We start from the raw sequence: 23,648 nt of genomic DNA on the forward strand, positions 1-23,648 counted from the left end.
CAACGACATTTTATTCATTTCAAAATACTTTTTTTCAGCTTGTCAACAAGTTCATGAACTGCCGGGTTGACCATCTAAATGATAATCGTTATCATTTAAGGATGCACCCGACCGGCCCCACCTCCCCACCACAGACGACCGCCCGCCGCGCCCTCTTCCTGCGCCAGTTGCATCAATGGCACTGGATCAGCTCCGCCCTGTGCCTGATGGCCATGCTGCTGTTCGCCGTCACCGGCTTCACGCTGAACCACGCGTCGCAGATCGAAGCGAAACCCGCCGTCACGCGCCAGAAGGCCGTCGTGCCGCCGCCGCTGCGCGCGCAGATCGCAGAATTCGCCGCCGGCCACGCGGACGCCAACGTGCCGCTGCCGGCGCCGCTGGCCGACTGGGCCGAGCAGACCTTCCCCGTGCAAGTCCGCGGCGTGCGCGCCGAATGGAGCGAGGAAGACGCCTACGTCGCCCTGCCCCGCCCCGGCGGCGACGCCTGGCTGCGCATCGGCGTCGACGGCAATGCCGAATACGAAAAGACGGACCGCGGCTGGATCTCGTGGCTGAACGACATGCACAAGGGCCGCAATGCCGGCGCCGCGTGGGGCTGGTTCATCGACGTCTTCGCGCTCGCCTGCGTCGTCTTTTGCGTCACCGGTTTCCTGATCCTGAAATACCACGCGGCCAACCGGCCGTCGACGTGGCCCGTGATCGGCTTCGGCATCGTGCTGCCGATCGTGCTGGCCCTGCTGTTCGTCCATTAATCCATATACCGAAAGCCGACATGAAACTGTCCCACTCGCTCGCCCTGACCCTGCCGCTCGCATCCAGCTGGGCGATGGGCGCCGACCTCACCGTCAAGTTCGAACTGCCGCAACTGAACGTGGCCGAATACCACAAGCCGTATGTCGCGGTCTGGATCGAGCGTCCGGACCAGAGCGTCGCCACCACGCTGGCCGTGCTGTACGACGTCAGGAAGCGCGACAACGGCGGCACCAAGTGGGTCAAGGACCTGCGCACGTGGTGGAGAAAGGCGGGCCGCGACGTCACGCTGCCGCTGGACGGCGTGAGCGGCGCCACCCGCGCGGCCGGCGTCCAGACCTTGACCTTCCCCGCCGCGCGCGCCGGCCTGGACAAGCTCCCCGCGGGCGACTACAAGCTCGTGATCGAAGCGGCGCGCGAAGCGGGCGGCCGCGAACTCGTGCGCGTGCCGTTCCACTGGGCGCCGAAATCGAACGTGGCCGCCGCGTTCGCGGGCAAGGAAGAACTGGGCGCCGTGTCGCTCGCCATCCAGTAAGGAGACCCGCATGCACATCAAGCAGATCGCCATCGCCCTCGCCCTCGCCGGCGCCGCCTGCGCCGCGCAGGCCCACCGTCCGTGGATGATCCCGAACACGAGCCTCATCGAATCCGACCGCGGCGAAGCGTGGGCGACCATCGACGCCGCCATCTCGGAAGGCCTGTTCGAGACCGACTTCATGCCGCAGAAGCTGGACGGCCTCACCGTCACCGACCCGGACGGCGCCACCGCCCCGGCCCCGGCGGCCACCGTCGGCAAGCACCGCGCCACGGTCGACATCCGCCTGCCGAAGGACGGCACCTACCGCATGACGCTGGCCGCCGTGAACGTCATGGGATCGTACAAGCTGAATGGCGAGATGAAGCGCTTCCGCGCCACCGAGCAGGCCGCCAGGAACGAGATCCCGGCCGGCGCCACCGACGTGCGCCGCATGACGATGGTGCAGCGCCAGGACACGTTCGTCACGCTGAACAAGCCGACGCCCGGCGCGCTCAAGCCCACGGGCGCCGGCCTGGAAATGGTCGCGCTGACGAATCCGACCGAACTGCGCGCCGGCGAAAAGGCGACGTTCCGCTTCCAGCTGGACGGCAAGCCGCTCGCCAACTTCCCGTTCAGCCTGATCCCGGGCGGCGTGAAATACCGCGGCACCCTGAACGAAGTGCGCTTGAGCACCGGCGCCAACGGCGAAGCGAGCTTCACGCTGCCCGCGCCGAACATGTACTGGCTCAGCGCGTCGTATCCCGCCAACGCGCCGCGCGGCATGGACGGCCCGCCGAAGCGCTACAGCTATTCGGCCACGTTCGAGATCCTGCCGGAGTAAGCACGCCTTGCCTGACCGCGCCGTCCTCATTCCCCTCGACCTGGACCCGGCCGCGCCGCCGCCGGGCAGCGCCGTACACACGTTCGATGGCGCGACCATGGGCACGACCTGGTCGGCGCGCGTCGCGGCGGGCGCCGTCGCAGGCCTGCACGGCGCGCTGCAGGCCGAACTGGATGCGATCGTCGCGCAGATGAGCCACTGGGATCCCGACTCGCTGCTGTCCCGCTACAACCGCGCGCCGGCCGGCACGTGGGTCGACCTGCCCGCGCAGTTCTTCGACGTGATGGACTATGCGCTGTCGGCGCGGGAGGCGAGCGGCGGCGCCTGCGATCCGGCCCTGGGCGCCCTCGTCGGCCTGTGGGGCTTCGGCCCCGCGCGCCGTTACGACCACGCCGGCTTTTACGCGCCGGATGCAGCGGCCATCGCGCGCGCGCAAGCGCAGCGCGCGGCCGCGCGCGTGGAGCTCGACCGCACGCGCCGGCGCCTGTCGCAGCCAGGCGGCGCGGTGCTCGACCTGTCGTGCGTCGCCAAAGGCTACGCCGTCGATCGCCTCGCGCTATGCCTGGAAAGCCGCGGTCTGCGGCACTACGTCGTCGAGGTGGGCGGAGAGCTGCGCGGCGGCGGCGTCAAGCCGGACGGGCAGCCGTGGTGGGTCGAGATCGAGGCGGTTCCGGACGGCGCCGCGCCGCAGGCCGTCGTCGCGCTGCATGGATTATCGGTCGCCACGTCGGGCGACTACCGCCAGTATTTCACGCAAGATCGACGCCGCGTCTCGCACACGCTGGACCCGCGCACGGGCCGGCCCATCGCCAACGGCGTCGCGTCGGTGACGGTGCTCGCGCCCACCTGCATGGCGGCCGACGCGCTGTCGACGGCCCTCACCGTGCTCGGCCCGGTCGACGGACTCGCGTTCGCCGCACGGCACGCGCTGGCCGCGCGCTTCCTCGTCCGGCGCGCCGGCGAGCTGGACGAGATCCATACGCCGGCCTGGAAGGCGCTGCTGCAATGACGGCGCTGCTGACGACGGAACCGCTGCGCCTGGGCGGCGCGCTGCTGCTGTCCGGCGGCTGGCTCGCGCTGACCTTCACCATGTGGCGCGCACACCGCAACGGCGCAGCCGTCGACACGAAGGATGCCGACTGGCTCGTCGTCCACGCCAGCCAGACCGGCAGCGCCGAGCAGCTCGCGCGGCGCAGCGCCGCACTGCTCGCGACGGGCGGACTCGCGGCGCGCGCCGTCTGCATCTCCGCGCTCGACCGCGCGCGGCTGGTATCCGCGACCCGCATCCTGTTCGTCGCCAGCACCTACGGCGAAGGCGACGCGCCCGACACGGCCGCGCGCTTCGCCGGCCTCCTGGCGACGTCCGGCGTCGACCTCGCCCACCTGCACTACGCCGTGCTCGCGCTGGGCGACAAGAACTACGCCAATTACTGCGGCTTCGGCCGTGCGCTGGATGCGTGGCTCGCGCGGCAGGGCGCGACGCGGCTGTTCGACCGCATCGACGTCGACCGCGGCGACGCGCACGCGTTGGCCGCATGGCAGCACCACGTGGGGCGCCTGGCCGGCACGATCGACGCGCCCGACTGGGACGCGCCGGCCTACGGCGACTGGCGCATCGTGGCGCGCACGCTGGAGAATCCCGGCAGCGCCGGCGCGCCGTTGTACCGGATCGCGCTGCGCCCTGTCGCGGGCCTGCTGCCCGCCTGGGAAGCGGGCGATCTCGCCCAGGTCGGCCCGCCGGACGATCCCGATCACCCGCGCGAATACTCGATCGCGTCGGTGCCGGACGAAGGCCGGCTGGAGCTGCTCGTGCGCCTGCAGCGACGCGAGGACGGCAACCTGGGCGCGGCCTCCGGCTGGCTGTGCGCGCGGGCCCGCGACACGGACCTCGTGCACCTGCGCCTGCGCGCGCACGAGCGCTTCCGCCTCGGCGCCAACGCCGGACGGCCCTTGATCGCCATCGGCAACGGCAGCGGCCTCGCCGGCCTGCGCGGCCTGCTCAAGGCGCGGATCGCCGCGGGCCGGCACGACAACTGGCTGCTGTTCGGCGAGCGCAACCAGATCCACGATTTCCTGCTGCGCGACGAATTGCAGGACTGGCGCGACGGCGGCCGGCTGGCGCACCTGGACCTCGCATTCTCGCGCGACCAGGCCACGCGCCGCTACGTGCAGGACGTGCTGCGCGACGAAGCGGCGCGCCTGCGCGACTGGGTCGAACGCGGCGCCGCCATCTACGTGTGCGGCAGCCTGCAAGGCATGGCCGGCGGCGTGCACGAGGCGTTGCAGGCGATCCTGGGCGCGCCGCGTCTCGACGCGCTGGCGGCCGAGGGCCGCTACCGGCGCGACGTCTATTAGACGCCTCGCGTGGGCACGGGGTGCCCACGCGCGACCTCCGCGACGTGCCGGGCTCAGTGCCCGCCCGCCACCGTCGTCGCATCGATCTCCGAACCCCACGGATCGCGCAGCGCGACCGGCTTGCCGTCCGCGGCGAAATCCATGATGACGTCCTTGTCGCCCGCATAGCGCGGCCACGCCGGCAGCCGGCGGCCGTTCGGATCACCCTTCTTCGCGAAGTTCACGAGGTAGGCACTCATCGCGCGGCCCATCGCGACGTCCTTCTTCGTTGCCTGGTCGCCGTACTTGACGTCCACCGTCGCGAAGAAATACGGGATGTCGCTCGCGTGCTGCGCGCCGGGTTTGCCGATGCTGTCGGCCACGTACGAAAAGCGGTACGCGTACACGGGCACGCCCTGGGCGGCGAGGCGTCCCGCCAGGCTGCGCGCGCCGGCCACCATGAAGCCCGTCTTGCCGCCGATGTCGGCACTGGTCGCGCCGATCATCACCGGCACCTTCGCGAAGCGGCCGGACGCGAACGCGGCGGCGCCATCGACGGCTACCTTGCCGTCCACGAACGGCCCGACATACGTGGACGGATTCTGCGGCGCGCGGTTGGCCAGGTTCATGCCGTCGACGACCTGCCCGGCCGGCAGCGCGCGCAGTTTGTCGAGCGCGTGCGGATCGTCGGCCGCGATGCCCTTCGCGGCCGCGAAGTTCACGCCGACCTGTTCGACGGCCGCGAGCCCCGGATCGGCCGACTTGCCGTCGCCGCCGGACAGCACCACCGCCTTCGCGAACAGGCCCTGCGCCAGCGGCGACGTCAGCAACGCGTTGACGGACATGCCGCCGGCCGATTCGCCGATGATGGTCACGTTGGCCGCATCGCCGCCGAACGCCGCCACGTTGCGCCTGACCCACCGCAGCGCCGCCAGCTGGTCCATGTAGCCGTAATTGCCGAGCGGTTCGTCATGCGCCTGCTGGGTCAGTTGCGGATGCGCGAAGAAGCCGAAGCGGCCCAGCCGGTAATTGAAGCTGACCAGCACCACGCCCTGCTTCGCCAGCGCGGCGCCGGCATATGTCGGCGGCGACGAACCGCCGTTGACGAAGCCGCCGCCGTAGATCCACACGATCACGGGCAGTTTCTTGGCCACCCGCGCCGGCGCGGGGCGCCACACGTTGACGTACAGGCAGTCCTCGGCGGGCGGCGTGCCGAGCGGCGCGGCGTCGCTGGGGAAAGGCAGTTGCATGCAGTCGTTGCCGTATTCGGTGGCCGCGCGCACCCCGGCCCAGGCGGCGGCCGGCTGCGGCGCACGCCAGCGCAGGTCGCCGACGGGCGGTGCGGCGAACGGGATGCCCTTCCAGCTGGCCACCCCGTCCGCCACGGCGCCTTGCACCTTGCCCGTGTCGATGGCGACGACCGGACCGCCATGCGCGCTGGCCGGCGCCATCGCGAACATCGAAGTTACCGCTAACATCAGAAGGGAAGGCGTGCCTGGACGGTGCATGAAACTGTCTCCTTGGTCTGGGTATGGGGATGCGCCCGGGGCGGGCGCGTTCCGATGCTAATGAGGGGATGACGGTTCGTCAATGAGCACATGTAATAGTTATCGTGAAGGAAACAGGGTGCGGGCATGCATGCCTCTTCCGTTCCGGCGTTCCGATCATGCCCAACGGCGTATTGACTGTCCTGCAGCTCGCTGCCGCGCTCACCGCGGCCGCGGCCGCCGCCGTCGCCGACGACGCAAACACGGCGCACACGTCAGCGTGGGCATGTTTCATTTGAGGCTCCCGGCCTCAAATGCCCCCCCCTAACGGCGGCGTGTCGCTTACACAACAGAAATAGAACGGTCGTGCGAAATAGTGTATGCTTCGGCACCCGCCGACCTCGGCCTTTCCGGTCCGATGGGCGGGCTACGAATCGATACTTGGAGTGAGACCGATGAACCAGAAACACCTGACCCTGCTCGTCGCCCTGGCCCTGGGCACGTCGCTCGACGCGACGGCTTCCGGCTACCGCTTCGGCTCCCAGAGCGTGTCCGCGCAGGGCACGGCGGACGCCAACGGCGCGGAAGCGGCCGACGCGTCGACCATCTTCGCCAACCCGGCCGGCCTGTCGCGCCTGGAAGGCCGCCAGATCATGGGCGGCATCACCGCCGTCGTGCCCCATTCGACCTTCCAGGACGCCGGCTCGACCCGCTTCACGCACACGTCCACGGGCGGCCCGACGTCGCAGGACGACTACGCACCGAGCGTCGTCGCGGGCCCGTCGCTGTACTACAGCCAGAAGATCGACGGCCAGTGGACCGCTGGCCTGGGCGTGTTCGTCCCCTACGGCACCAAGCTGGACTACGACAACAACTGGTCGGGCCGCTACTCGCTCACCAACATCAAGCTGGAATCCGTGAACATCAACCCGTCGGTGGCGTTCAAGCTGTCGGAGCAGCACAGCTTCGGCTTCGGCATCGACATCGAATACATGAAGGCGAGCCTGGGCCAGGCCGTCGACGTGCCGGGTTCCATCGCCGCCGCGCAGGCCACGGGCAGCGGCGCCGCGCTGGTGCGCCAGATCGTCACCCTGGGCGGCAACCCGGCCGCGCTGGCGACCGCGGGCGACGCGCACGCGGGCGTGGAAGGCAAGGACTGGGGCTACGGCTTCAACCTGGGCTATCTGTACTCGCCAACGCCGGACACCCGCTTCGGCATCGCCTACCGCTCGTCGATCAAGCATGAACTGAAGGGCGGCGCGGTGTGGGACTTCTCGACCGTCACCGGCGACGCCGTCGTCAACAAGGTGCTGCAGGGCGCATCGCATCACGCCAACTCGGCGTCGCGCGTGGACGTGACCACGCCGGAGACGCTGTCGCTGAACGCCTTCCACCGGTTTGACCCGAAATGGGCCGGCATGGCCGACGTGACCTGGACGCGCCACTCGCGCATGCAGGACATCAATATCCAGTTCGTCGGCGCCGGCGTGGGTGACCTGGTGATCCGCCAGCAGTGGAAGAACACCGTGCGCGTGGCGTTCGGCGCGAACTACCAGCTGAACGACACGACGGTCCTGCGCGCGGGCATCGCCCACGACGACGCCCCGGTCCAGGGCGACACGCTGCGCCACGCGGCCCTGCCGGACGCCGACCGCCTGCAACTGTCGTTCGGCGCGAACTGGAAGCTGACCCCGGCCTCGTCGCTGGACCTGGCCTACAGCTGGCTGCATTTCAGCGACGCGAGCGGCAACTACACGAACAACTGCAACCCGGCGATGACGACCTGCACCGGTAACGGCGAGACGACGCGCGGGACGTGGAAGACCCGCATGCAGTTGATTGGGTTGGCGTACAACTACAAGTTCTGATGTGCGTGGTGGGCTCGGGGAGCCCACCCTACGGCAACCGGATCCGTCCGGTGGCCCCCGCGCCCACGCGCATCGACCGGATTGGTCGGACGCGCACCCCGGATTGGTAGGGTGGGCACCCCGTGCCCACGCGCGCAACGTTACAACTTCGCGGAATCGAACCCCACCCGCACCGCGCCCCAATGCCGGCCGCCGACGTCGAGCGGCATCGACAGGTCGTTGATCACCTCCCCCGTATCGCGCAGATAGGTCTGGAACAGGAACGGCTTGCGATTGGCCGCCAGCTTCGCCCCGACCGGGTCGTCGAAGATGCGCTTGTTGCGGCAGTAGACGAGGTCGTGCTCGCGGCGCCCCGTCGGCGTCTGCGAGAACTTGCCGTTGTGGGTCGGCGCATAGCCGCGCGTGTCGACCGCCAGCGCGTACGCGCAGCCCGGCAGGCCGGCGAGCACGCGGTCGAACAGCGCCTGCAGGTCGTCCTCCACGGCGCGGTCGTAGCCCGTCGTGAAACGCGGCGGGTCGGAACCTTCGATCGGCCGGTACTTCTGGTCGAAGATGTCGACGCCGCGCGCCAGATGGCCGGCGAGGCAGCGGCCGACGGCGTCGCGCAGCTGCGTCGTGGCCTCGACGAGGCCGTCGAACGGCGTGCCGCCCGTGCGGAACTCGGCCAGCACGCCCTGCATTTCCTCGGTGGTCGCGCGCACCTCGTCGACGCGGCGCGACGCATCGGCCATCGCCTTGCCCGTCTCGGACGCATTCGTCGCCATGTCGCCCACCTGCCGCCCGATGGACTGGCTCACGCTGTCCAGCGACTCCATCGCCACGGCCATCTCGTTGACGGTGCCCGTCATGCGCTCGAAGTCGGCGACGAAGGTCTTGAAGCGGCCGGCCGCCAGCCCGACGTCGCGGGCGGAGACGTTCACGCCCTCCAGGATGTCCTGCGTGGCGCCGGTGGTCGATTCGACCAGCGTGCGCATCTCGCTGTTGACGCCCGCGATCTTGGACGTCTCCTCGTTGACCAGCTGCGACAGGCGCCGCACCTCGGCCGCCACGACGGCGAAGCCGCGGCCGGCCTCGCCCGCGCGCGCCGCCTCGATCGCGGCGTTGATGGCCAGCAGATTGGTCTGGTTGGCGATGCGCTGGATGATGCCGCCGAATTCGCTGATCGAGCGGGCGTGGTGATCGAGCTGGCCGACCGTGCGCGCGAAGCCGTCAACCTTGTCCTCGATCGCGCGCATGCGCGCTTCCAGGTGCGTCAGTTCATCCATCGACGCGCGCGCCACGGCCAGGTTGCGGTCCGCGGTGCCGGCGATGTCGTCGGTGCCGGCCTTGACGCTGGCCGACAGCGCCGTCACGTCGCGCGCCGACGCCGCCAGCGCGCGCGCGGCCGCGTACTGCTGGCGCGCCTTGTCGAGCGACTGGTCGACCTCCTTGCGCAGGCGCGCCGCGTTGATCGCCGTGCGGATGCTGCCGTCGCGCGCATTCAGCACGAGGCTGCGCACCCGCGCCGTCATGCCGGACCGCCCGGCCGGCGCGAACGCCGACGCGGACGGCACCAGCGTCGCCTTCAACCAATTCAACATACGATGTCTCCAAGCGGGCGGCTCGTTGGTTCGACGGCCGGTTTTATTTTAATGAAAATATTAGTGCACCCTGGATACGTTCCATCATTCGGCAAAAATCAATGCCCTGTCCAGACAAATCAGGTATATGGTGCCGCCACGTCGTATTTATCCGACGAAATACCCTAGAATGGCCCGTCGCCATTTCCCACGTGCTCCCGCCTTGAAGTTCTCGATCGGTCACCGCCTGTTCGCATCCGTCCTGCTGGCGATCCTCGCCGTGGCCGCTGCCGCCGTGTTCCTGCTGCGCCAGAACGTGCTGGCCGGCTTCGGCGACTATGCCGTTGGCATCGAACTGGACCGCCTGGAAGAACTGTCCACCGCGCTCACGCGCCAGTACCGGGCGGACGGCGGCTGGGATTTCATTCCGCGCGCGGCCCGCCAGGACTGGATCGCGCAGGAGCTCGCACGCCTGCAGCGCGCGCGCGAGGATGGCGGGCCGGCCGCGCCGGTGGCGCCCGCGGCACCCGTCGCGGCCGCGCCACCCGTGCCGCCGATGCCGCCCGCGCCACCGGCGCCTCCCGCGTCGCCGCTGCCGCCGTTGCCCGGTCCGGATGTGCCGGACGGTCCCGCCGCGCCGCCACCGCCGGCCGGGCCCATGCCCGACCCCGACCCCGGCCCGCTGCCGCTCGCACGCCGCATCACCCTGCTCGACGCGCACGGCGCCTGGCTCGCCGGCCGCCGCCCGGGCGCCGCGGCCACGCTGGCCCGGCGCGCGCTCGACGTCGACGGCCGCACGGTCGGCTATCTCGCCGTCGCCCGCGGCGCCCGGCCCAGCGACGCGCTGGCCTACGCCTTCCTGCGGCAGCTCACCAGCAGCCTGTGGCAGATCGTGGCGCTCGCCGTCCTGCTGAGCGCCGTCGCCGCCGTGCTGCTGGCGCGCCACTTCCGCCGCCCGATCCGGCAACTGGCCGCGGGCAGCCGGGCGCTGTCCGAAGGCCATTTCGACCTGCGCCTGGACGCGCACCGCAGCGACGAACTCGGCGACCTGGCGCGCCACTTCAACGCGCTCGCGGCCCGGCTCGCCGGGGCGGAAGCCGCGCGCCGCCAATGGGTCGCGGACACGTCGCACGAACTGCGCACGCCGCTGGCCGTGCTGCGCGCCCAGCTCGAAGCGCTGCAGGACGGCGTGCGCAGCGCCACGCCGGATACGCTCGACGCCATGCTGCGCCAGGTGCTCGCGCTGAATAAACTGATCGACGAGTTGTACGCGCTGGCCCGCGCGGACGTCGGCGCGCTCGATTGCAGGCCCGTGGCGCTCGACCTGTGGGCGCTCGCCCGCGACCACGCGCGCGGGTTCGAAGCGCGGCTCGCACAGGCCGGCCTCGCGCTGGAACTGGGCCCCGAGCCGGCGCCGGCATCCGTGTGCGCGGACCCCGACCGCATGCGCCAGGTGCTCGACAACCTGTTCGAGAACAGCCTGCGCTACACGGCGCCGGGCGGCCGCGTCCATCTGCATGCGCACACGGAGGCCTGCCGCATCCGGCTGCACCTGGACGACAGCGCGCCGGGCGTGCCGGACGACGCGCTCGCGCGCCTGTCCGAACGTTTTTATCGCGTCGACGCGTCGCGCAGCCGCGCCCATGGGGGCGCCGGCATCGGGCTCGCGCTGTGCCGCCGCCTGCTCGACGCCCAGGGCGGCACGCTCGCCTTCGCGCATGCGCCGCTTGGCGGCCTGCGCGCCACCCTCACCTTGCCGCTCGCGGGAGACGCCGCATGAACGCACGCATCGCCATCGTCGAGGACGAGCCGGAACTGGCGGCCCTGGTCGCCGACTACGCGCGCGCGGCCGGCTACACGGCCGCCGTATTCGGCGACGGCGCCGTCGCGCTGGACGCCATCCGGCGCGATCCGCCCGCGCTGCTCGTGCTCGACCTGATGCTGCCGGGTCTCGACGGCCTGTCCCTGTGCCGCGCGCTGCGCGCCGACGCGGACCCGGTGCTGGCCGCCCTGCCCGTCGTGATGGTGACGGCGCGTGTGGAAGAAATCGACCGCCTGCTGGGCCTCGACGCCGGCGCCGACGACTACCTGTGCAAGCCCTTCAGCCCGCGCGAACTCGTCGCGCGCATCAAGGCGATCCTGCGCCGCGCGGGACGACCGGCCCCCGTCGTCGCGATCGACGCGGCCGCGCGCCGCATCGCGGTCCACGGCAAGGCGCTCGACCTGACGCCGACGGAATACGGCATCCTGGCCGCGCTGGCGCGCCGTCCCGGCCAGGTGTTCTCGCGCGCCCGCCTGCTCGACGTGGCGCGCGAAGGGAACGCGAGCCTCGACGTGACGGACCGCGCCATCGACAGCCACGTCAAGAACCTCAGGAAAAAGCTGGACGCCGCGCTGCCCGGCGTGGACGCGATCCACTCGATCTACGGACTCGGCTACCGTTTCGATCCCTGAGCCGCGCATCTTCATTTTTTCTCCACAATCCGGATGCACGATGCACGCATGGCCCGCCGCGCCGCGCGGGCCGCGACCAGGAGACCACGATGAACGCTGCCACCCTCGCCCTTGCGCTCGCGCTGGGCACCGCCACGCTGCCCGCGCTGGCGCAGACGACGCCGGACGAGCATGACCGGGACGCCCATGTGTACGTGAGCATCCACTGCAAGACGGACACCGGCAAATGCAAGGCGCCGCCCGTGCCCCCTGCGCCGCCGGTCCCACCCGCGCCGCCCGCACCGCCTGTGCCCTACGCGTCCGAGGCCGGTACGCCGCCCGCCCTGCCCGCGCTTCCGGCCGTGCCGGCGCTGCCGCCCGTGCCCACGGTGCCGCCCGTGCCGGCGCCGCCGCCCCCGCCCAGGTTGCCGCCGGTCCCGGCCGAGGCCCACGCGGCCTGCGCGGCCAGGCCCACCGGCAGCGCGCTCACATGGGACCTGGGCGGCGGCGAAATCATGCAGGGAGTCTGCGCCAGGCGGCACGGCAAGATGGTGTTCGTGCTGCGCAGTTATGAGCTGAACGGCTGAAGGCGGGGCGGGCGCGCCTCGACTTTCGCGGCACGATTGGGTATGCTGCGGCGCATGTCCGCTCCCGTTCCACCCGAGCCTACGCCGTCCGGACCGGAACTGCCGCGCATCCCGCGGCAGCCCGGCCACGCGAGCGCCAGGGAACGCGGGTCAATCCAGATCCTCAATACCGACAACACACCGTGAGCATCCCCGACCCCGACCCGCGCCCGCAGCCGCCCATCGAACCCGCGCTGGAGGATTGCTGCGGCTCGGGCTGCCCGAACTGTATCTTCGACGTGTACCAGATGCTGCTCGCGAACTACAAGGAGGCGCTGGCGGCGTGGGAGGTGCGGCATCCGGAAGTCGCGGGGACGCCGGGACAGGAATGACCGGCGGCCTGTTGTCGGCCGTTCGGCCGTGGACTCCAGCCAAATCGCCATAAACCGGGCTCTGTCAACATGCCTCGTTGCTCAACGACGGCGGCATCATGGCAATCGACGCATACCTGCAAATCGACGGCATCAAGGGCGAGTCCACTGACGACAAACACAGTGGCTCGCCTGCCAGTTCGTTGGCGATGTCCACACTTCAATAAGCGCTGGGGCGGTGCCGGGCGCCTTCTTCAGCGCTCCGTGTTTGACAGCCGGCGTTCGGCAAAGCGGCCAGCGATGAAGTCCACCAGCGCGCGAACGCGATTGGGGACGAAGCGTCCGCTAGGCAGGATTGCGTGCAAGGGATACGGGTCTGTCCCCCATTCGGCCAGCAGCCGCACCAGGGCGCCGCTTTGCAGATCGCGCCGCTGTTCGATCTCGGTCATGAAGATGATTCCGGCTCCCGCAACGGCCCATTGGCGTGCCATCGAGGCGTCATCCACGACCCGGTCGCCGCTGACCCTGACCGTGGTCCACTGGTCGTTCTGACCGAAGCGCCATGAGTTGAACGTACGCCCGGCGCGCATGAATGCGATGCAGTTGTGGTCCACCAGGTCTGTTGGTGCGAGTGGCGTGCCGTGACGACGCAAGTAGTCGGGGGAAGCGCTGAGAACGGGGTGCTCCAGCGACAATTGACGGGCCACGAGGCGGGAGTCGCTCAACTCCCCGTACCGAATCGCGAAGTCTATCTCGTCTCGCAGCACGTCGAGCAAGCGGTCGCCAACATTGAGCGTCAGCTTCACCCCGGGGTGAAGGTGCAGGAATTCATCAAACATCGGCATCAGCACGGTCCGGGCGAGGTCCGACGGTGCCGAAACACGTACCGTGCCCACCAGCGCGCCGCGTTCGGCATCGAGCTGGGATTCCCCCTCGGCCAACAGCTCGAACGCGCGCTGGGCATATTCCAGCAGGATTTGACCTGGCGGCGTGAGCCGCATTGCACGCGTCGAGCGCTCGAAGAGCCGCGTCCCCAACTGAGTCTCAAGTCGCTTCAGCGTTGCGCTGGCCGCCGCCGGCGTGATGCCGAGTGCCCGCGCAGCCGCAGTCAACGACCCGCCGCTGACCGTGTACAGCAACACTTGGAGGTCGCTTATATTTTCAATCCTGGTTTGAAAGTGATGCATTGGAAGGACCTCTTATCAAGCGCAGCTATTTTACCTATATTACCTTTCATCGACATCACTTAAGCCAAGAAAGGAAAGTGCCATGAAAGCTGTTGCTTATCAAAAGAACTTGCCCATCAATGCGCCAAAGGCGCTCGAGGACGTGGAACTGCCCGCTCCGGTGCCCGGTGCGCGTGACCTGCTGGTGCGCGTGCACGCGGTCTCGGTCAATCCGGTCGACACCAAGGTGCGCGCCGCCAGCGCGCCGGCCGCCGGCGAACGCAAGGTGCTCGGCTGGGACGCCGTCGGCGTGGTCGAGGCCGTCGGCGCGCAGGCCGCCGGCTTCGCGGTCGGTGACCGCGTCTGGTACGCCGGTTCGATCAGGCGCCCGGGCGCCAACAGCGAGCTGCATGCGGTGGACGCGCGCATCGTCTCCAGGGCGCCCAGGTCGCTTTCGGATGCGCAAGCCGCGGCGTTGCCGCTGACGGCCATCACCGCGTGGGAGCTGCTGTTCGACCGGCTGCGCATTGCCCAGGGCGGTGGCGAAGGCCAGACGCTGCTGGTCGTGGGCGGCGCCGGCGGCGTGGGCTCGATCCTGATCCAGCTGGCCCGGCAGCTGACCAAGCTGCGCGTGATTGCCACGGCGTCGCGTCCGGAGTCGCGCGAATGGTGCCTGGAGCTGGGTGCGCACGCGGTCATCGATCACGCCATGCCGCTGTCGCAGGCGCTGCGCTCGGCCGGCATCGAGCAAGTGGACTACGTGGCCTCGCTCACGCAGACCGGCACGCACTACCAGGAGATCATCCAGAGCCTGAAGCCGCAGGGCGCGCTGGCCGTCATCGATGACATGGAAGGGTTGGACCCGATCGCGCTCAAGAACAAGTCGTTGTCGCTGCATTGGGAGCTGATGTTCACGCGCTCGATGTTCGAGACGCCTGACATGCACGAGCAAGGCATTCTGCTGGGGCGCGTGGCTGAACTCGTCGATGCCGGCCGCGTCAGGACGACCGCCAACGCCGTGTTCGGCCGCATCAACGCCGAAAACCTGACCCTTGCCCATGCGCTGATCGAAAGCGGCAAGGCCGTGGGCAAGATCGTGCTTGAAGGCTTTTGATTTCGGGCGCACCGCATACCAGCACTCAAACGCATAACTTCATTTCAAAGGAACTCATCATGTCTCAACACCACGCTACCCAAGTCCAGACCAAGGCTTCCATCACGCGCGACAGCGCGCTGGCGCTGGCCGTCGCCGCGCGCGACGCGGCCACCAAGACCGGCCTGAATCTGGCCATTGCGGTCACCGACGAAGGCGGCCACCTGATCGCCTTCGAGCGTGCCGACGCGACGCCGTTCCTGGCCGCCGAAGTAGCCGTCAACAAGGCTTGGACGGCCGCCTCCTTCGGTCTGGACACAATGATCTGGAACCAGGTCGTCGCTCAGCCGGCGACGGCGCCGCTGGCCAACCATCCGCGTGTCATGCCGGTGGGCGGCGGCGTTCCCATCGTGGTGGGCGGTCGTGTGGTCGGTGGCATCGGCATCTCTGGCGGCAATGCCCAGCAAGACCACGACGTGGCTGTCGCTGCGCTCACGGCCGCCGGCTTCGAGGTGGCCAAATGAGCGCAACCATCGCGCGGCGCGCCGCCGGCGTCGTGCTGACCGCGGCGGCACTGGCGGCCTCGACGGCGGGCAGGGCGGCCGCTGATCGCGATGTCGCTTCCGCCACCGTCGACTTGTATGCGCGCATGACTGCGCGGGACCTGGCTGGCGTCCTGCGCTACATCCCTGCGGCCGGATTCACCGAGATCGACCCGTCGGCACCTACGGTTCACGTCCTGAAGCCCGCGGCATTCGAGGCGCTGTTCAATTCGGATGCGGTCATCAAGCTGCGCGCCGAAGACGTGAACGTGCAACGCTTCGGAAGCACTGCGGTCGTGACGGGCGTACGTCTTGGCTCGGTCGGCCCGAAGGACAAGCCGTCCGATGCGCTGCGGGCGCCGTTCACGATGGTTTGGACCAGCGACAACGGTAGCTGGCACCTGCGACACATCCAGCTGTCTTACTGAGACCGTGGGCGAGGTGGCAACACAGTGCCAGGCAGTCGCCCGATTTTTGCCGTCGAAGGTGCATTGACCATATGGCAGGGGTTGGGCGATGAAGCGCCTGGAACGGCAGATGAGGCCGGGGTGCATTTGAACGGTGTCGCGCAGTGGAGGCAACGCTCGAACAGGCCTGGCCGGAATCAGGACACACCGCGATCTTGACAACCGCCCGCCCCCGCCCCACCATCGTCGACGCCACCTCTTCGACGACGCCCATGCCCACCACCCACATCCGCCCCGCCACACCCCTTGACGCCGCCCGCATCTGCGCCATCTACAACCACTACGTCACGACGACGACCATCAGCTTCGAGGAAGAGCCGGTCGGCGCACCGGAGATGGCGCAACGCATCGCCGACGTCGGCGCCGCCGGCCTGCCGTGGCTGGTGCTGGACGTCGACGGCGAGCTCGCCGGCTATGCCTACGCCACCAAATGGCGCGTGCGGCCCGCGTACCGGCACGCCGTCGAAAGCACGGTCTATCTCGACCGCGCGTTCTCCGGCCGCGGTTTCGGGCGGATGCTGTACGGCGCCCTGCTCGATGCCCTGCGCGCACGCGAGCTGCACGTCGTCATCGGCGGCATCGCGCTGCCGAACGATGCCAGCGCCGGGCTGCACGAGGCGCTTGGCTTCCGCAAGGTCGCGCACTTCTCGGAAGTCGGCAAGAAGTTCGGGAGATGGGTCGACGTGGGCTACTGGGAACGCAAGCTCGCCTGACAGTCCTTCGAACCAGAACTGTCGGATGACGCAGTAAGTGAAAAGTCGGGTACTGATTGCAAAGGCCTTTTTCACTATCTCTGTCATCTCGGGCATAGCAAGGTGACGTACAAATTGAAAATTTCCGGCTGATGCGCCTTAAATACTGAAAAATTCCGATGGCCTGGCGGGACGTATCGACAGGCTTCTAACGACCGGAAGTAGCCGTTGTCGTCAAACGGTTTTGACTTCAAAAACCCGCACACGCAATCGGCGGCGTATCAACGCGATCCAGCGTCATCGGCGCTTGTGATGGAGTCAGATTTACTCGTTCAATGCATGTGTACGGCAACAAGTTTTGCCGTGTTTTTACGCATGTGATGGCCGGAGCTGAGCTGTGTGGATCACATGCGAAGCCATTGCTTTCAAGTTTTCCGATCGCTAACGACATCTCCATGCCAGGTTGTACGAGGGCGCGCACATCGTTTGCAAATCGCTCGTTGTTCACGGTATAGCAGCCGGAGAGAAACAGTAGGGATCCACCTATTAAAGCTAGTCTCTTCATATTTTCCCAGTCATAGATCGCTCAGGCCAAAGGCCGGTTGTGACCGAACTCGGCCGTTCAGCTCAGCATAGCAGGTTGCTGAAGCGAAAAAGTCACGAACGGTCACGACCGGCCGGAACCGACCCATACCGGACATTCCCGCCCAGCTCAACCTGGCACGCGAAGCAAAACCCGCCTAACTTCATCAGCATCGGCCTTGTTGTGTTCGATCCAGAAAAGGCCTGCTTGCTGAACGTATCGCCAGAACTCGACTTCGGTAATGACCACTTCTTCATCAGACACGCCAAATGCTATGCCATCAAAATGCAGTCTGGGGTCTGGATCGTCGGGGTCAGGAAAGGCGCAGTATTCCTCGTTGTATGCGTATGTGTCTCTCCGCGTAATGATGTCGAGGGCCTTAACGAGCGCTCGCTGTTCGCACACGTTGTTAAAAAAACTCTTGACCATCCAATGTGGATCGTTACGCCAATCTGCAACAGGGAAAGGGACTTTGTTCACGCTTACTCTCTCGTCAGGCGGTACTGAATGACCGCTGTTGGCCGAACCCGGCCATTGACCTCAGCATAGCAGGTTGCCGTCGAGGAAAAGCCGCGGAGTGTCACGACCGGCCGCAACCGACCTAAGCGGACTTACGAGCGCATCAATTGGCGAGTTAATCCTGGGTCAAGCCGCGCAGCGACTTGGACGAGTTTCAGGGGAACGCACTTATAGATCTCGAGCGTCCTCCGTTAGTGCCCAGTCCTTCATGTCCGGCACAACGCGCTGTGCGACAAACTCAAAGACATCTTCATAAGTTGTGATGACAATGTTCCAAGTTCTCGGGGAGCCCTTGGAGCTATCACTAAATACAGGATGGAAGTACACGACCTTTTCGGTGACCCGCCCGCCAACCAGCTCAAGGCCAGCAAAGTCGTCGCAATCCTGACGCCGAGCAAATACAAACACCTCGCCGTTACTTACGTCCTCACGCCGGAACGCATTGGCTGCGAACGCCATCTCGTCCGGCGTTTGCATAAAGTGCCAAGGCGTAAAGCTGGTCAAACCTTGGGTTAAAAACCAGCGAAGAGAATTTGGCCAAGCGGATTCGATCAGTGAGGGTTCCATAATGCTCCGAGCTATCTAACGTTGAAGCTGAGCCGCGAGCGACCGGTTTTGGCCGCAAGCGGCCTTTCGTCGAGTGTACGCAGGCATTGCACTTGTCGCAACAAAACCTCTCACTAAGCCGATTTTTCACTAACTTCGTCAGCAGTTTTTCACTAACTTGGCACATTTTCCACTTTTCGTGTCACCCGACAGAACACGCTTGTTTGCGCACCAACATTTCGACTATACTGGAAATATGGAAAACAAAGATGCCATCACGGCGCTCGCCGCGCTCGCCCAGGAATCGCGGCTGGCCACCTACCGCCTGCTCGTGCAGGCCGGCCCGGACGGACTCGCCGCAAGCAGGATCGCGGAAAAGCTCGGCCTGCCCGCCTCCTCGCTGTCGTTCCACCTCAAGGAACTGACGCACGCGCATCTCGTCGTGCCGCGCCAGGACGGCCGCTTCGTCATCTACGCCGCGCGCTTCGACACGATGAACGCCCTGGTCGGTTTCCTCACCGAGAACTGCTGCGACGGCCAATCCTGCGGCCCCGCGTGCGGCGCCTGAACCATTCTTTCATCCGCTCATGAACGTACTCTTCCTCTGCACCGGCAACTCCTGCCGCTCCCTGATCAGCGAAGCCGTCTTCAACCACCTGGCGCCCGCCGGCTGGCATGCCATCAGTGCCGGGAGCCAGCCCACCGGCAAGCTGAACGAACGCGCGCTCGCGCTGCTGGCCGCCAAGGGCGTTCCGACCGACGGCTGTTTCAGCAAGTCGTGGGACGGCCTGCCCGTGACGCCCGACATCGTCGTCACCGTGTGCGCCAGCGCCGCCGGCGAGACGTGTCCGGCCTACCTTGGCCCCGTGCTGCGCACGCACTGGGGCGTGGACGATCCGAGCCACGTGACCGGCACCGAACCAGAAATCGACGCCGCGTTCGAGCGGGCCTACGCGATCCTGCGCGCGCGCATCGAAGCGTTCCTGGCGCTGCCGCTCGACCGCCTGGCGGGCGACCGCGCCGCGTTCAAGGCGGCGCTCGACCGCATCGGCGGCATCGACGCGTGATGCTGCAGGCCCTCCTCATCTTCCTCGGCACGCTGGTCCTCGTGATCTGGCAGCCGCGCGGCATGGGCATCGGCTGGAGCGCCGCCGCCGGCGCCGCCGTCGCCCTGCTCGCGGGCGTGATCCAGGTCGCCGACATTCCCGTCGTCTGGCACATCGTCTGGAACGCCACCGGCGCGTTCGTCGCGATCATCGTCATCAGCCTGCTGCTCGACGCGGCCGGCTTCTTCGAGTGGGCCGCGCTGCACGTCGCGCGCTGGGGCGGCGGCAACGGGCGGCGCCTGTTCGTGCTGCTGGTGCTGCTCGGCGCGGCCGTCGCGGCGCTGTTCGCCAACGATGGCGCGGCGCTGATCCTCACGCCGATCGTGATCGCGATGCTGGCCGCGCTGCGCTTCCCGCCGCGCGCGACGCTCGCCTGCGTGATGGCGGCCGGCTTCATCGCCGACACGTCCAGCCTGCCGCTCGTGGTGTCGAACCTCGTCAACATCGTGTCCGCCGATTATTTCGGCATCGGCTTCGCGCGCTATGCGGCCGTGATGGTGCCGGTGGACGTCGTCGCGGTGGCGGCGACGCTCGCCGCGCTCGTCGCGTTCTACGGCCGCGACCTGCCCGCGACCTACGATCTCGCCCAGCTCAAGCGCCCGCGGGACGCGATCCGCGACCGCGCCACGTTCATCGCCGGCTGGTACGTGCTGGCGCTGCTGCTGGCCGGCTTCTTCTGGCTGGAGCGCCTCGGCGTGCCGATCAGCGCGGTCGCCGCGATGGGCGCCGTCGTGCTGCTGGCCGTGGCGGCGCGCGGCCACGTCATTGCCACGCGCGCCGTGCTGAAGGGCGCGCCGTGGCAGGTCGTCGTGTTCTCGCTCGGGATGTACCTCGTGGTCTACGGCCTGCGCAACGCCGGCCTCACCGACTCCCTGACGGCGCTGCTGGCGCGCGGCGCGGCGCACGGCACCTGGGGCGCGGCGCTGGGCACGGGGTTCACGACCGCGCTGCTGTCGTCGGTCATGAACAATATGCCGACGGTGCTGGTCGGCGCGCTCGCGATCGACGCCGTCCCGGCCGGCGGCGCCGTGCACGACGCGATGGTGTACGCCAACGTGATCGGCTGCGACCTCGGTCCCAAGATCACGCCGATCGGCAGCCTGGCCACCCTGCTCTGGCTGCACGTGCTGGCGGACAAAGGCATCCGCATCTCCTGGGGCCAGTACTTCCGCACCGGCGTCGTGCTGACCCTGCCGATCCTGTTCCTCACCCTGGCCGCGCTGGCGCTGCGGCTGTCCTGACGCATCCAAAAAGACGACCATGAACAAGCTCCCCGACCTGCCCAACATCGATCCCGAACGCCTCGACCTGCCGACCGCCGCCAAGCTGGAACCGGTCGGCGACCTCGATCATCCGCCGCGCATCCTGATGCTGTACGGCTCGCTGCGCGAACGCTCGTTCAGCCGCTTCCTGACCTTCGAGGCGGCGCGCATCCTCGAACACTTCGGCGCCGAGGTGAAGATCTTCGATCCGGCCGAACTGCCGATGGCCGGCAGCGTGCCCGAGACGCATCCGAAAGTGGCCGAGCTGCGCGCGCTGTCCCTGTGGTCCGAGGGCCAGGTGTGGTGCAGTCCGGAGCGCCACGGCGCGGTCACGGCCGTCATGAAGAACCAGATCGACTGGATCCCGCTGGACCAGGGGGGCGTGCGCCCCAGCCAGGGGCGCACGCTCGCCGTGATGCAGGTCTGCGGCGGCTCGCAGTCGTTCAACGTGGTCAACACGCTGCGCCTGCTGGGACGCTGGATGCGCATGTTCACGATCCCGAACCAGTCGTCGGTGCCGATGGCGTACAAGGAATTCGACGACGCCGGCCGCATGCGCGCGTCCGCCTACTACGACCGCGTCGTCGACGTGATGGAAGAATTATTCAAGTTCACGCTGCTCACGCGCGGCCGCACGGAGTACCTGATCGACCGTTACAGCGAACGCAGCGAACGCGCGCGCAAGGCCATCGACCGGCAGATCGTCAAGCTGTAACGCGCGCCGCTCAGAACACGACGCCGGCGCCCAGCAGGAACACGTCCGAGTCGCGGTGGTAGTCGGTGATCACGCGGTTCCACGTGAGTTGCGCGCGCCAGATGTCGTTGATGCGGTAGCGCATGCCGATCGACGCCAGCCCGGTGAGGCGCGTGACGCGCTCGGCTTCGGCGTCGGTGCGGTCGAGCTGGTCGCGCACGCCGTAGGCGCCGAAGCCCATCTCCAGCACGGTGCGTTCCGTGAACGGGCGCAGCAGCCAGATCTGGCTCGATACGCCGATGCGCTCGGCCACGCCCACCTTGCCCTCGTCCATCAGGATGACGCTCCATTCGACGTTCGGGTTGACCGTGCGGCGGTACTCGACCGCGGCCGCCGTCGCCTTTTCCGATTTAAAGCTGTTCACGATGGAGCGGCCGCCCAGCAGCATGATCGTCTCGTCGCCCTTGTCGGCGTTTTCCTTGCGCTCCCAGTTCGGCACGGTGCCCAGCTCGTAGCCCATGCCGACCATCAGCTGGGTGGTGTCGCGGTCGGGGATGCCGTGCGTATGCGACAGCCGCGCCTCCACGTACGCATGCGAATGCAGGTGGTAGATCGCATCCACGCTCATCAGCTCACCCCAGCCGTGCTCGTTGCGGTAATCGCTCAGCGAGCCGTTGCCCGTCGTCGTGTCGAAATAATAGTAGGGGCCGAAGCCGGCGCCGAACGACCAGCCGCGCTGCGGCACGCGGGTATGCAGCCACGCCTGGGCGCCGAGGCCGTCGCGGTGGTGCAGCCTCGGATGGCCTTCGTTCAGGTAGTCGGCGCTCAGCGCAAAGTATGGCGTCAGGCGCTGGGTGTAGCCGACGTTGACGGCGAACGAGGCGTCGCCGTGGTCCTTGTCGACACGCATCGCGCCGGCCAGCAGGGAGGCGTCCTGCGCCTGGGCCGCGCCGGCGGCGGCCAGCAGCAAGGCGGAACAGAGGAGTCGCTTGGGGAGTCGCATGGTCGTGTCGGGTTGTTTTTTTGCGATTGTGCCAAGGTTTCCGATTTTCAGTCGCTCGAAAGCACTATCTCAGCCGTACCGTGTGCGAAGACGCAAGCCAGCGGTGCTAGGTTTGGGACAGCACCCCAGGACGGGGTGCGCCGCAGGACCCTTGTTCAACAGGAGGTAATCCATGAAACGTGTTCTGTCCGTCCTCGCACTGGCGGCGGCTGCCGCCGACATCGCCCTGCCCGCCGGCGCCGCGCCGAACGACCCGACCTACCGGGCGGTCGCCAGCGGCGCGCTGGAAAGCCCGCCCGACGCCTCGCCCGGCTCCAGCCTCGTGACGATCGACCTGAACGGCAAGCAGATGCTCGTCGACATGCCGTTCCGCGACCTGGACGGCACCACCACCGGGGCGCACGTCCATTGCTGCACCAGCACGGCCTTCACGGGCACCGCGCCGGTGGCGGTGCCGTTCCAGGACTTTCCCCTGGGCGTCACCGCGGGCACCTACAGCAATGCCATCGCGCTCGGTGACGAGGCGTCCTACGATCCCGCCTTCGTGAAGGCGCACGGCGGCACGGTCCAGGGCGCCGCCTCGGCCCTCATCGACGGCATCGACGCCAACGAAGCCTACGTCAACATCCACACGACCGCGTATCCGAACGGGGAGATCCGCGGCTGGCTGGTGGCCGCGCCCGTGCCGGAGACGGCCGAGTGGGCGATGCTGGCGGTGGGCCTGGCCGGGCTGATGTGGGTGAGCCGGAGGCGGCCGGCGGCGTGACCGGCCGCCCGCGTTTTCGTAGGGTGGGCGGGCCTCCGCCCACGCGGTGATACCTGACGGTTTCGTGTTCGTGCACGAACCGGCTGGCGCCAACGATCGGCGCGTGGGCACGTTTCATTTGAGGCCCCCGGCCTCAAATGCCCACCCTTGTATCTTGATAGAGTTGATGGTTAGCTACCATCAGCTGAGGTGAAGACCAGCTTGTGCCCACCCTTAAGGCATCGACCTTCGAGTGTAGATTAAGCCCTTCACCTCTCCCACCCCATTGCTGAACACTGGACGGTATCCGAGGGCGCTGACCCTGCATGTACAAGGCGAGTGTGGAGTGGATTAGGGAAATCAATAACACGAGGAAGAGTAATGTTTTATCTTGGCGTAGACGTTTCGAAGAAAAAACTGGACTGCATGCTGCTCAACAGTACGAACGACAAGTTGAAGTCCAAATCGTTATCGAATACGAAGGCTGGCATCGAAGAACTGATC

Annotated in this window: 25 protein-coding genes; 19 read left to right on the top strand and 6 right to left on the bottom strand. The window is 67.8% G+C overall.

The annotated features are described in order from the left end of the window. Positions 1–101 precede the first annotated feature (101 nt). The 5 genes from U9J41_RS28000 to U9J41_RS28020 are packed head-to-tail and all read left to right on the top strand — an operon-like array spanning position 102 to position 4,463. Positions 102–752 carry a PepSY-associated TM helix domain-containing protein gene (locus tag U9J41_RS28000; RefSeq protein ID WP_322405455.1) on the top strand — a complete coding sequence of 217 codons (651 nt, stop codon included), beginning with the start codon at positions 102–104 and terminating at the stop codon, positions 750–752. 20 nt (positions 753–772) lie between these two features. After that, entirely contained in the window at positions 773–1,285 is a 513-nt protein-coding gene (locus U9J41_RS28005) for a DUF2271 domain-containing protein (RefSeq protein ID WP_056441691.1), read from the top strand. A gap of 10 nt (positions 1,286–1,295) precedes the next feature. Then, positions 1,296–2,108 carry a DUF4198 domain-containing protein gene (locus U9J41_RS28010; RefSeq protein ID WP_322405456.1) on the top strand — a complete coding sequence of 271 codons (813 nt, stop codon included), beginning with the start codon at positions 1,296–1,298 and terminating at the stop codon, positions 2,106–2,108. Between the two features lie 7 nt (positions 2,109–2,115). Next, positions 2,116–3,117, top strand: a complete 1,002-nt coding sequence (locus U9J41_RS28015; RefSeq protein ID WP_322405457.1) for an FAD:protein FMN transferase — start codon at positions 2,116–2,118, stop codon at positions 3,115–3,117. After that, positions 3,114–4,463 (top strand): sulfite reductase subunit alpha, encoded by a 1,350-nt coding sequence (locus U9J41_RS28020; protein ID WP_322405458.1) that lies wholly within the window; start codon positions 3,114–3,116, stop codon positions 4,461–4,463. The genes U9J41_RS28015 and U9J41_RS28020 overlap by 4 nt, the downstream gene beginning before the upstream one ends. A 53-nt stretch (positions 4,464–4,516) precedes the next feature. Here the strand turns inward: U9J41_RS28020 and U9J41_RS28025 are convergent, their stop codons facing one another. Then, positions 4,517–5,920 (bottom strand): carboxylesterase/lipase family protein, encoded by a 1,404-nt coding sequence (locus tag U9J41_RS28025; RefSeq protein WP_322405459.1) that lies wholly within the window; start codon positions 5,918–5,920, stop codon positions 4,517–4,519. A 464-nt stretch (positions 5,921–6,384) separates the two neighbouring features. Here U9J41_RS28025 and U9J41_RS28030 point away from each other — a divergent pair, with 464 nt between their 5' ends. Further along, positions 6,385–7,797, top strand: coding sequence for an OmpP1/FadL family transporter (locus U9J41_RS28030; RefSeq protein WP_322405460.1), 1,413 nt, complete (start codon positions 6,385–6,387; stop codon positions 7,795–7,797). A 140-nt stretch (positions 7,798–7,937) separates the two neighbouring features. Here U9J41_RS28030 and U9J41_RS28035 read toward each other — a convergent pair whose 3' ends face one another. After that, a complete protein-coding gene (locus U9J41_RS28035) occupies positions 7,938–9,377 on the bottom strand; it encodes a methyl-accepting chemotaxis protein (RefSeq protein WP_322405461.1) in 1,440 nt (479 codons plus the stop codon). A 202-nt stretch (positions 9,378–9,579) separates the two neighbouring features. Between U9J41_RS28035 and U9J41_RS28040 the strand changes: the two genes are divergently transcribed. The 4 genes from U9J41_RS28040 to U9J41_RS28055 all read left to right on the top strand — a co-directional run bounded on the left by U9J41_RS28040 (position 9,580) and on the right by U9J41_RS28055 (position 12,747). Further along, positions 9,580–11,136 carry an ATP-binding protein gene (locus U9J41_RS28040; protein WP_322405462.1) on the top strand — a complete coding sequence of 519 codons (1,557 nt, stop codon included), beginning with the start codon at positions 9,580–9,582 and terminating at the stop codon, positions 11,134–11,136. Then, positions 11,133–11,810: a response regulator gene (locus U9J41_RS28045; protein ID WP_322405463.1), complete on the top strand. Its 678-nt coding sequence runs from the start codon at positions 11,133–11,135 to the stop codon at positions 11,808–11,810. Before U9J41_RS28040 ends, U9J41_RS28045 begins: the two co-directional genes overlap by 4 nt. A gap of 89 nt (positions 11,811–11,899) precedes the next feature. Continuing rightward, positions 11,900–12,376, top strand: a complete 477-nt coding sequence (locus tag U9J41_RS28050) for a hypothetical protein (RefSeq protein WP_322405464.1) — start codon at positions 11,900–11,902, stop codon at positions 12,374–12,376. Between the two features lie 182 nt (positions 12,377–12,558). Then, positions 12,559–12,747 carry an oxidoreductase-like domain-containing protein gene (locus tag U9J41_RS28055; protein WP_322405465.1) on the top strand — a complete coding sequence of 63 codons (189 nt, stop codon included), beginning with the start codon at positions 12,559–12,561 and terminating at the stop codon, positions 12,745–12,747. Between the two features lie 233 nt (positions 12,748–12,980). Here the strand turns inward: U9J41_RS28055 and U9J41_RS28065 are convergent, their stop codons facing one another. Continuing rightward, positions 12,981–13,913, bottom strand: coding sequence for a LysR family transcriptional regulator (locus U9J41_RS28065; RefSeq protein WP_322405466.1), 933 nt, complete (start codon positions 13,911–13,913; stop codon positions 12,981–12,983). A gap of 82 nt (positions 13,914–13,995) precedes the next feature. On the opposite strand from U9J41_RS28065, the gene U9J41_RS28070 reads away from it, so the two are divergent. From U9J41_RS28070 to U9J41_RS28085, 4 genes are all read left to right on the top strand, one after another. After that, entirely contained in the window at positions 13,996–15,006 is a 1,011-nt protein-coding gene (locus U9J41_RS28070) for a zinc-binding alcohol dehydrogenase family protein (RefSeq protein WP_322405468.1), read from the top strand. A gap of 59 nt (positions 15,007–15,065) precedes the next feature. Then, positions 15,066–15,509, top strand: a complete 444-nt coding sequence (locus U9J41_RS28075) for a GlcG/HbpS family heme-binding protein (RefSeq protein WP_322405469.1) — start codon at positions 15,066–15,068, stop codon at positions 15,507–15,509. Next, positions 15,506–15,955 carry a nuclear transport factor 2 family protein gene (locus tag U9J41_RS28080; protein WP_322405470.1) on the top strand — a complete coding sequence of 150 codons (450 nt, stop codon included), beginning with the start codon at positions 15,506–15,508 and terminating at the stop codon, positions 15,953–15,955. The genes U9J41_RS28075 and U9J41_RS28080 overlap by 4 nt, the downstream gene beginning before the upstream one ends. Before the next feature lie 251 nt (positions 15,956–16,206). After that, complete coding sequence (locus U9J41_RS28085) at positions 16,207–16,707, top strand: arsinothricin resistance N-acetyltransferase ArsN1 family B (RefSeq protein ID WP_322405481.1); 501 nt, start codon at positions 16,207–16,209, stop codon at positions 16,705–16,707. A 691-nt stretch (positions 16,708–17,398) separates the two neighbouring features. On the opposite strand, the gene cdiI is transcribed toward U9J41_RS28085, so the two are convergent. Both cdiI and U9J41_RS28095 read right to left on the bottom strand, forming a co-directional pair. Next, positions 17,399–17,749 (bottom strand): ribonuclease toxin immunity protein CdiI, encoded by a 351-nt coding sequence (gene cdiI / locus U9J41_RS28090; RefSeq protein WP_322405471.1) that lies wholly within the window; start codon positions 17,747–17,749, stop codon positions 17,399–17,401. A 207-nt stretch (positions 17,750–17,956) separates the two neighbouring features. Then, complete coding sequence (locus U9J41_RS28095; protein WP_322405472.1) at positions 17,957–18,355, bottom strand: hypothetical protein; 399 nt, start codon at positions 18,353–18,355, stop codon at positions 17,957–17,959. Positions 18,356–18,590: 235 nt separating this feature from the next. On the opposite strand from U9J41_RS28095, the gene U9J41_RS28100 reads away from it, so the two are divergent. Genes U9J41_RS28100 through arsH form a run of 4 tightly spaced genes read left to right on the top strand, consistent with a single transcriptional unit; the run spans position 18,591 to position 21,417 of the window. Continuing rightward, on the top strand, positions 18,591–18,902 hold the full coding sequence (locus U9J41_RS28100) for an ArsR/SmtB family transcription factor (protein WP_322405473.1): 312 nt from the start codon (positions 18,591–18,593) through the stop codon (positions 18,900–18,902). 19 nt (positions 18,903–18,921) lie between these two features. After that, positions 18,922–19,401 (top strand): arsenate reductase ArsC, encoded by a 480-nt coding sequence (locus U9J41_RS28105; RefSeq protein ID WP_322405474.1) that lies wholly within the window; start codon positions 18,922–18,924, stop codon positions 19,399–19,401. Then, the gene (locus tag U9J41_RS28110) at positions 19,401–20,681 is read left to right on the top strand and encodes an arsenic transporter (protein WP_322405475.1); all 1,281 of its coding nucleotides are present in this window, start codon (positions 19,401–19,403) and stop codon (positions 20,679–20,681) included. The genes U9J41_RS28105 and U9J41_RS28110 overlap by 1 nt, the downstream gene beginning before the upstream one ends. A 19-nt stretch (positions 20,682–20,700) precedes the next feature. Further along, positions 20,701–21,417 carry an arsenical resistance protein ArsH gene (gene arsH, locus U9J41_RS28115; protein WP_322405476.1) on the top strand — a complete coding sequence of 239 codons (717 nt, stop codon included), beginning with the start codon at positions 20,701–20,703 and terminating at the stop codon, positions 21,415–21,417. 10 nt (positions 21,418–21,427) lie between these two features. Here arsH and U9J41_RS28120 read toward each other — a convergent pair whose 3' ends face one another. After that, a complete protein-coding gene (locus tag U9J41_RS28120; protein WP_322405477.1) occupies positions 21,428–22,399 on the bottom strand; it encodes a hypothetical protein in 972 nt (323 codons plus the stop codon). Positions 22,400–22,571: 172 nt separating this feature from the next. Here U9J41_RS28120 and U9J41_RS28125 point away from each other — a divergent pair, with 172 nt between their 5' ends. Further along, on the top strand, positions 22,572–23,165 hold the full coding sequence (locus U9J41_RS28125) for a CHRD domain-containing protein (protein WP_322405478.1): 594 nt from the start codon (positions 22,572–22,574) through the stop codon (positions 23,163–23,165). Positions 23,166–23,648: the final 483 nt, after the last annotated feature.

This window comes from Massilia luteola (assembly GCF_034420155.1).
GTDB lineage: Bacteria > Pseudomonadota > Gammaproteobacteria > Burkholderiales > Burkholderiaceae_D > Telluria > Telluria luteola.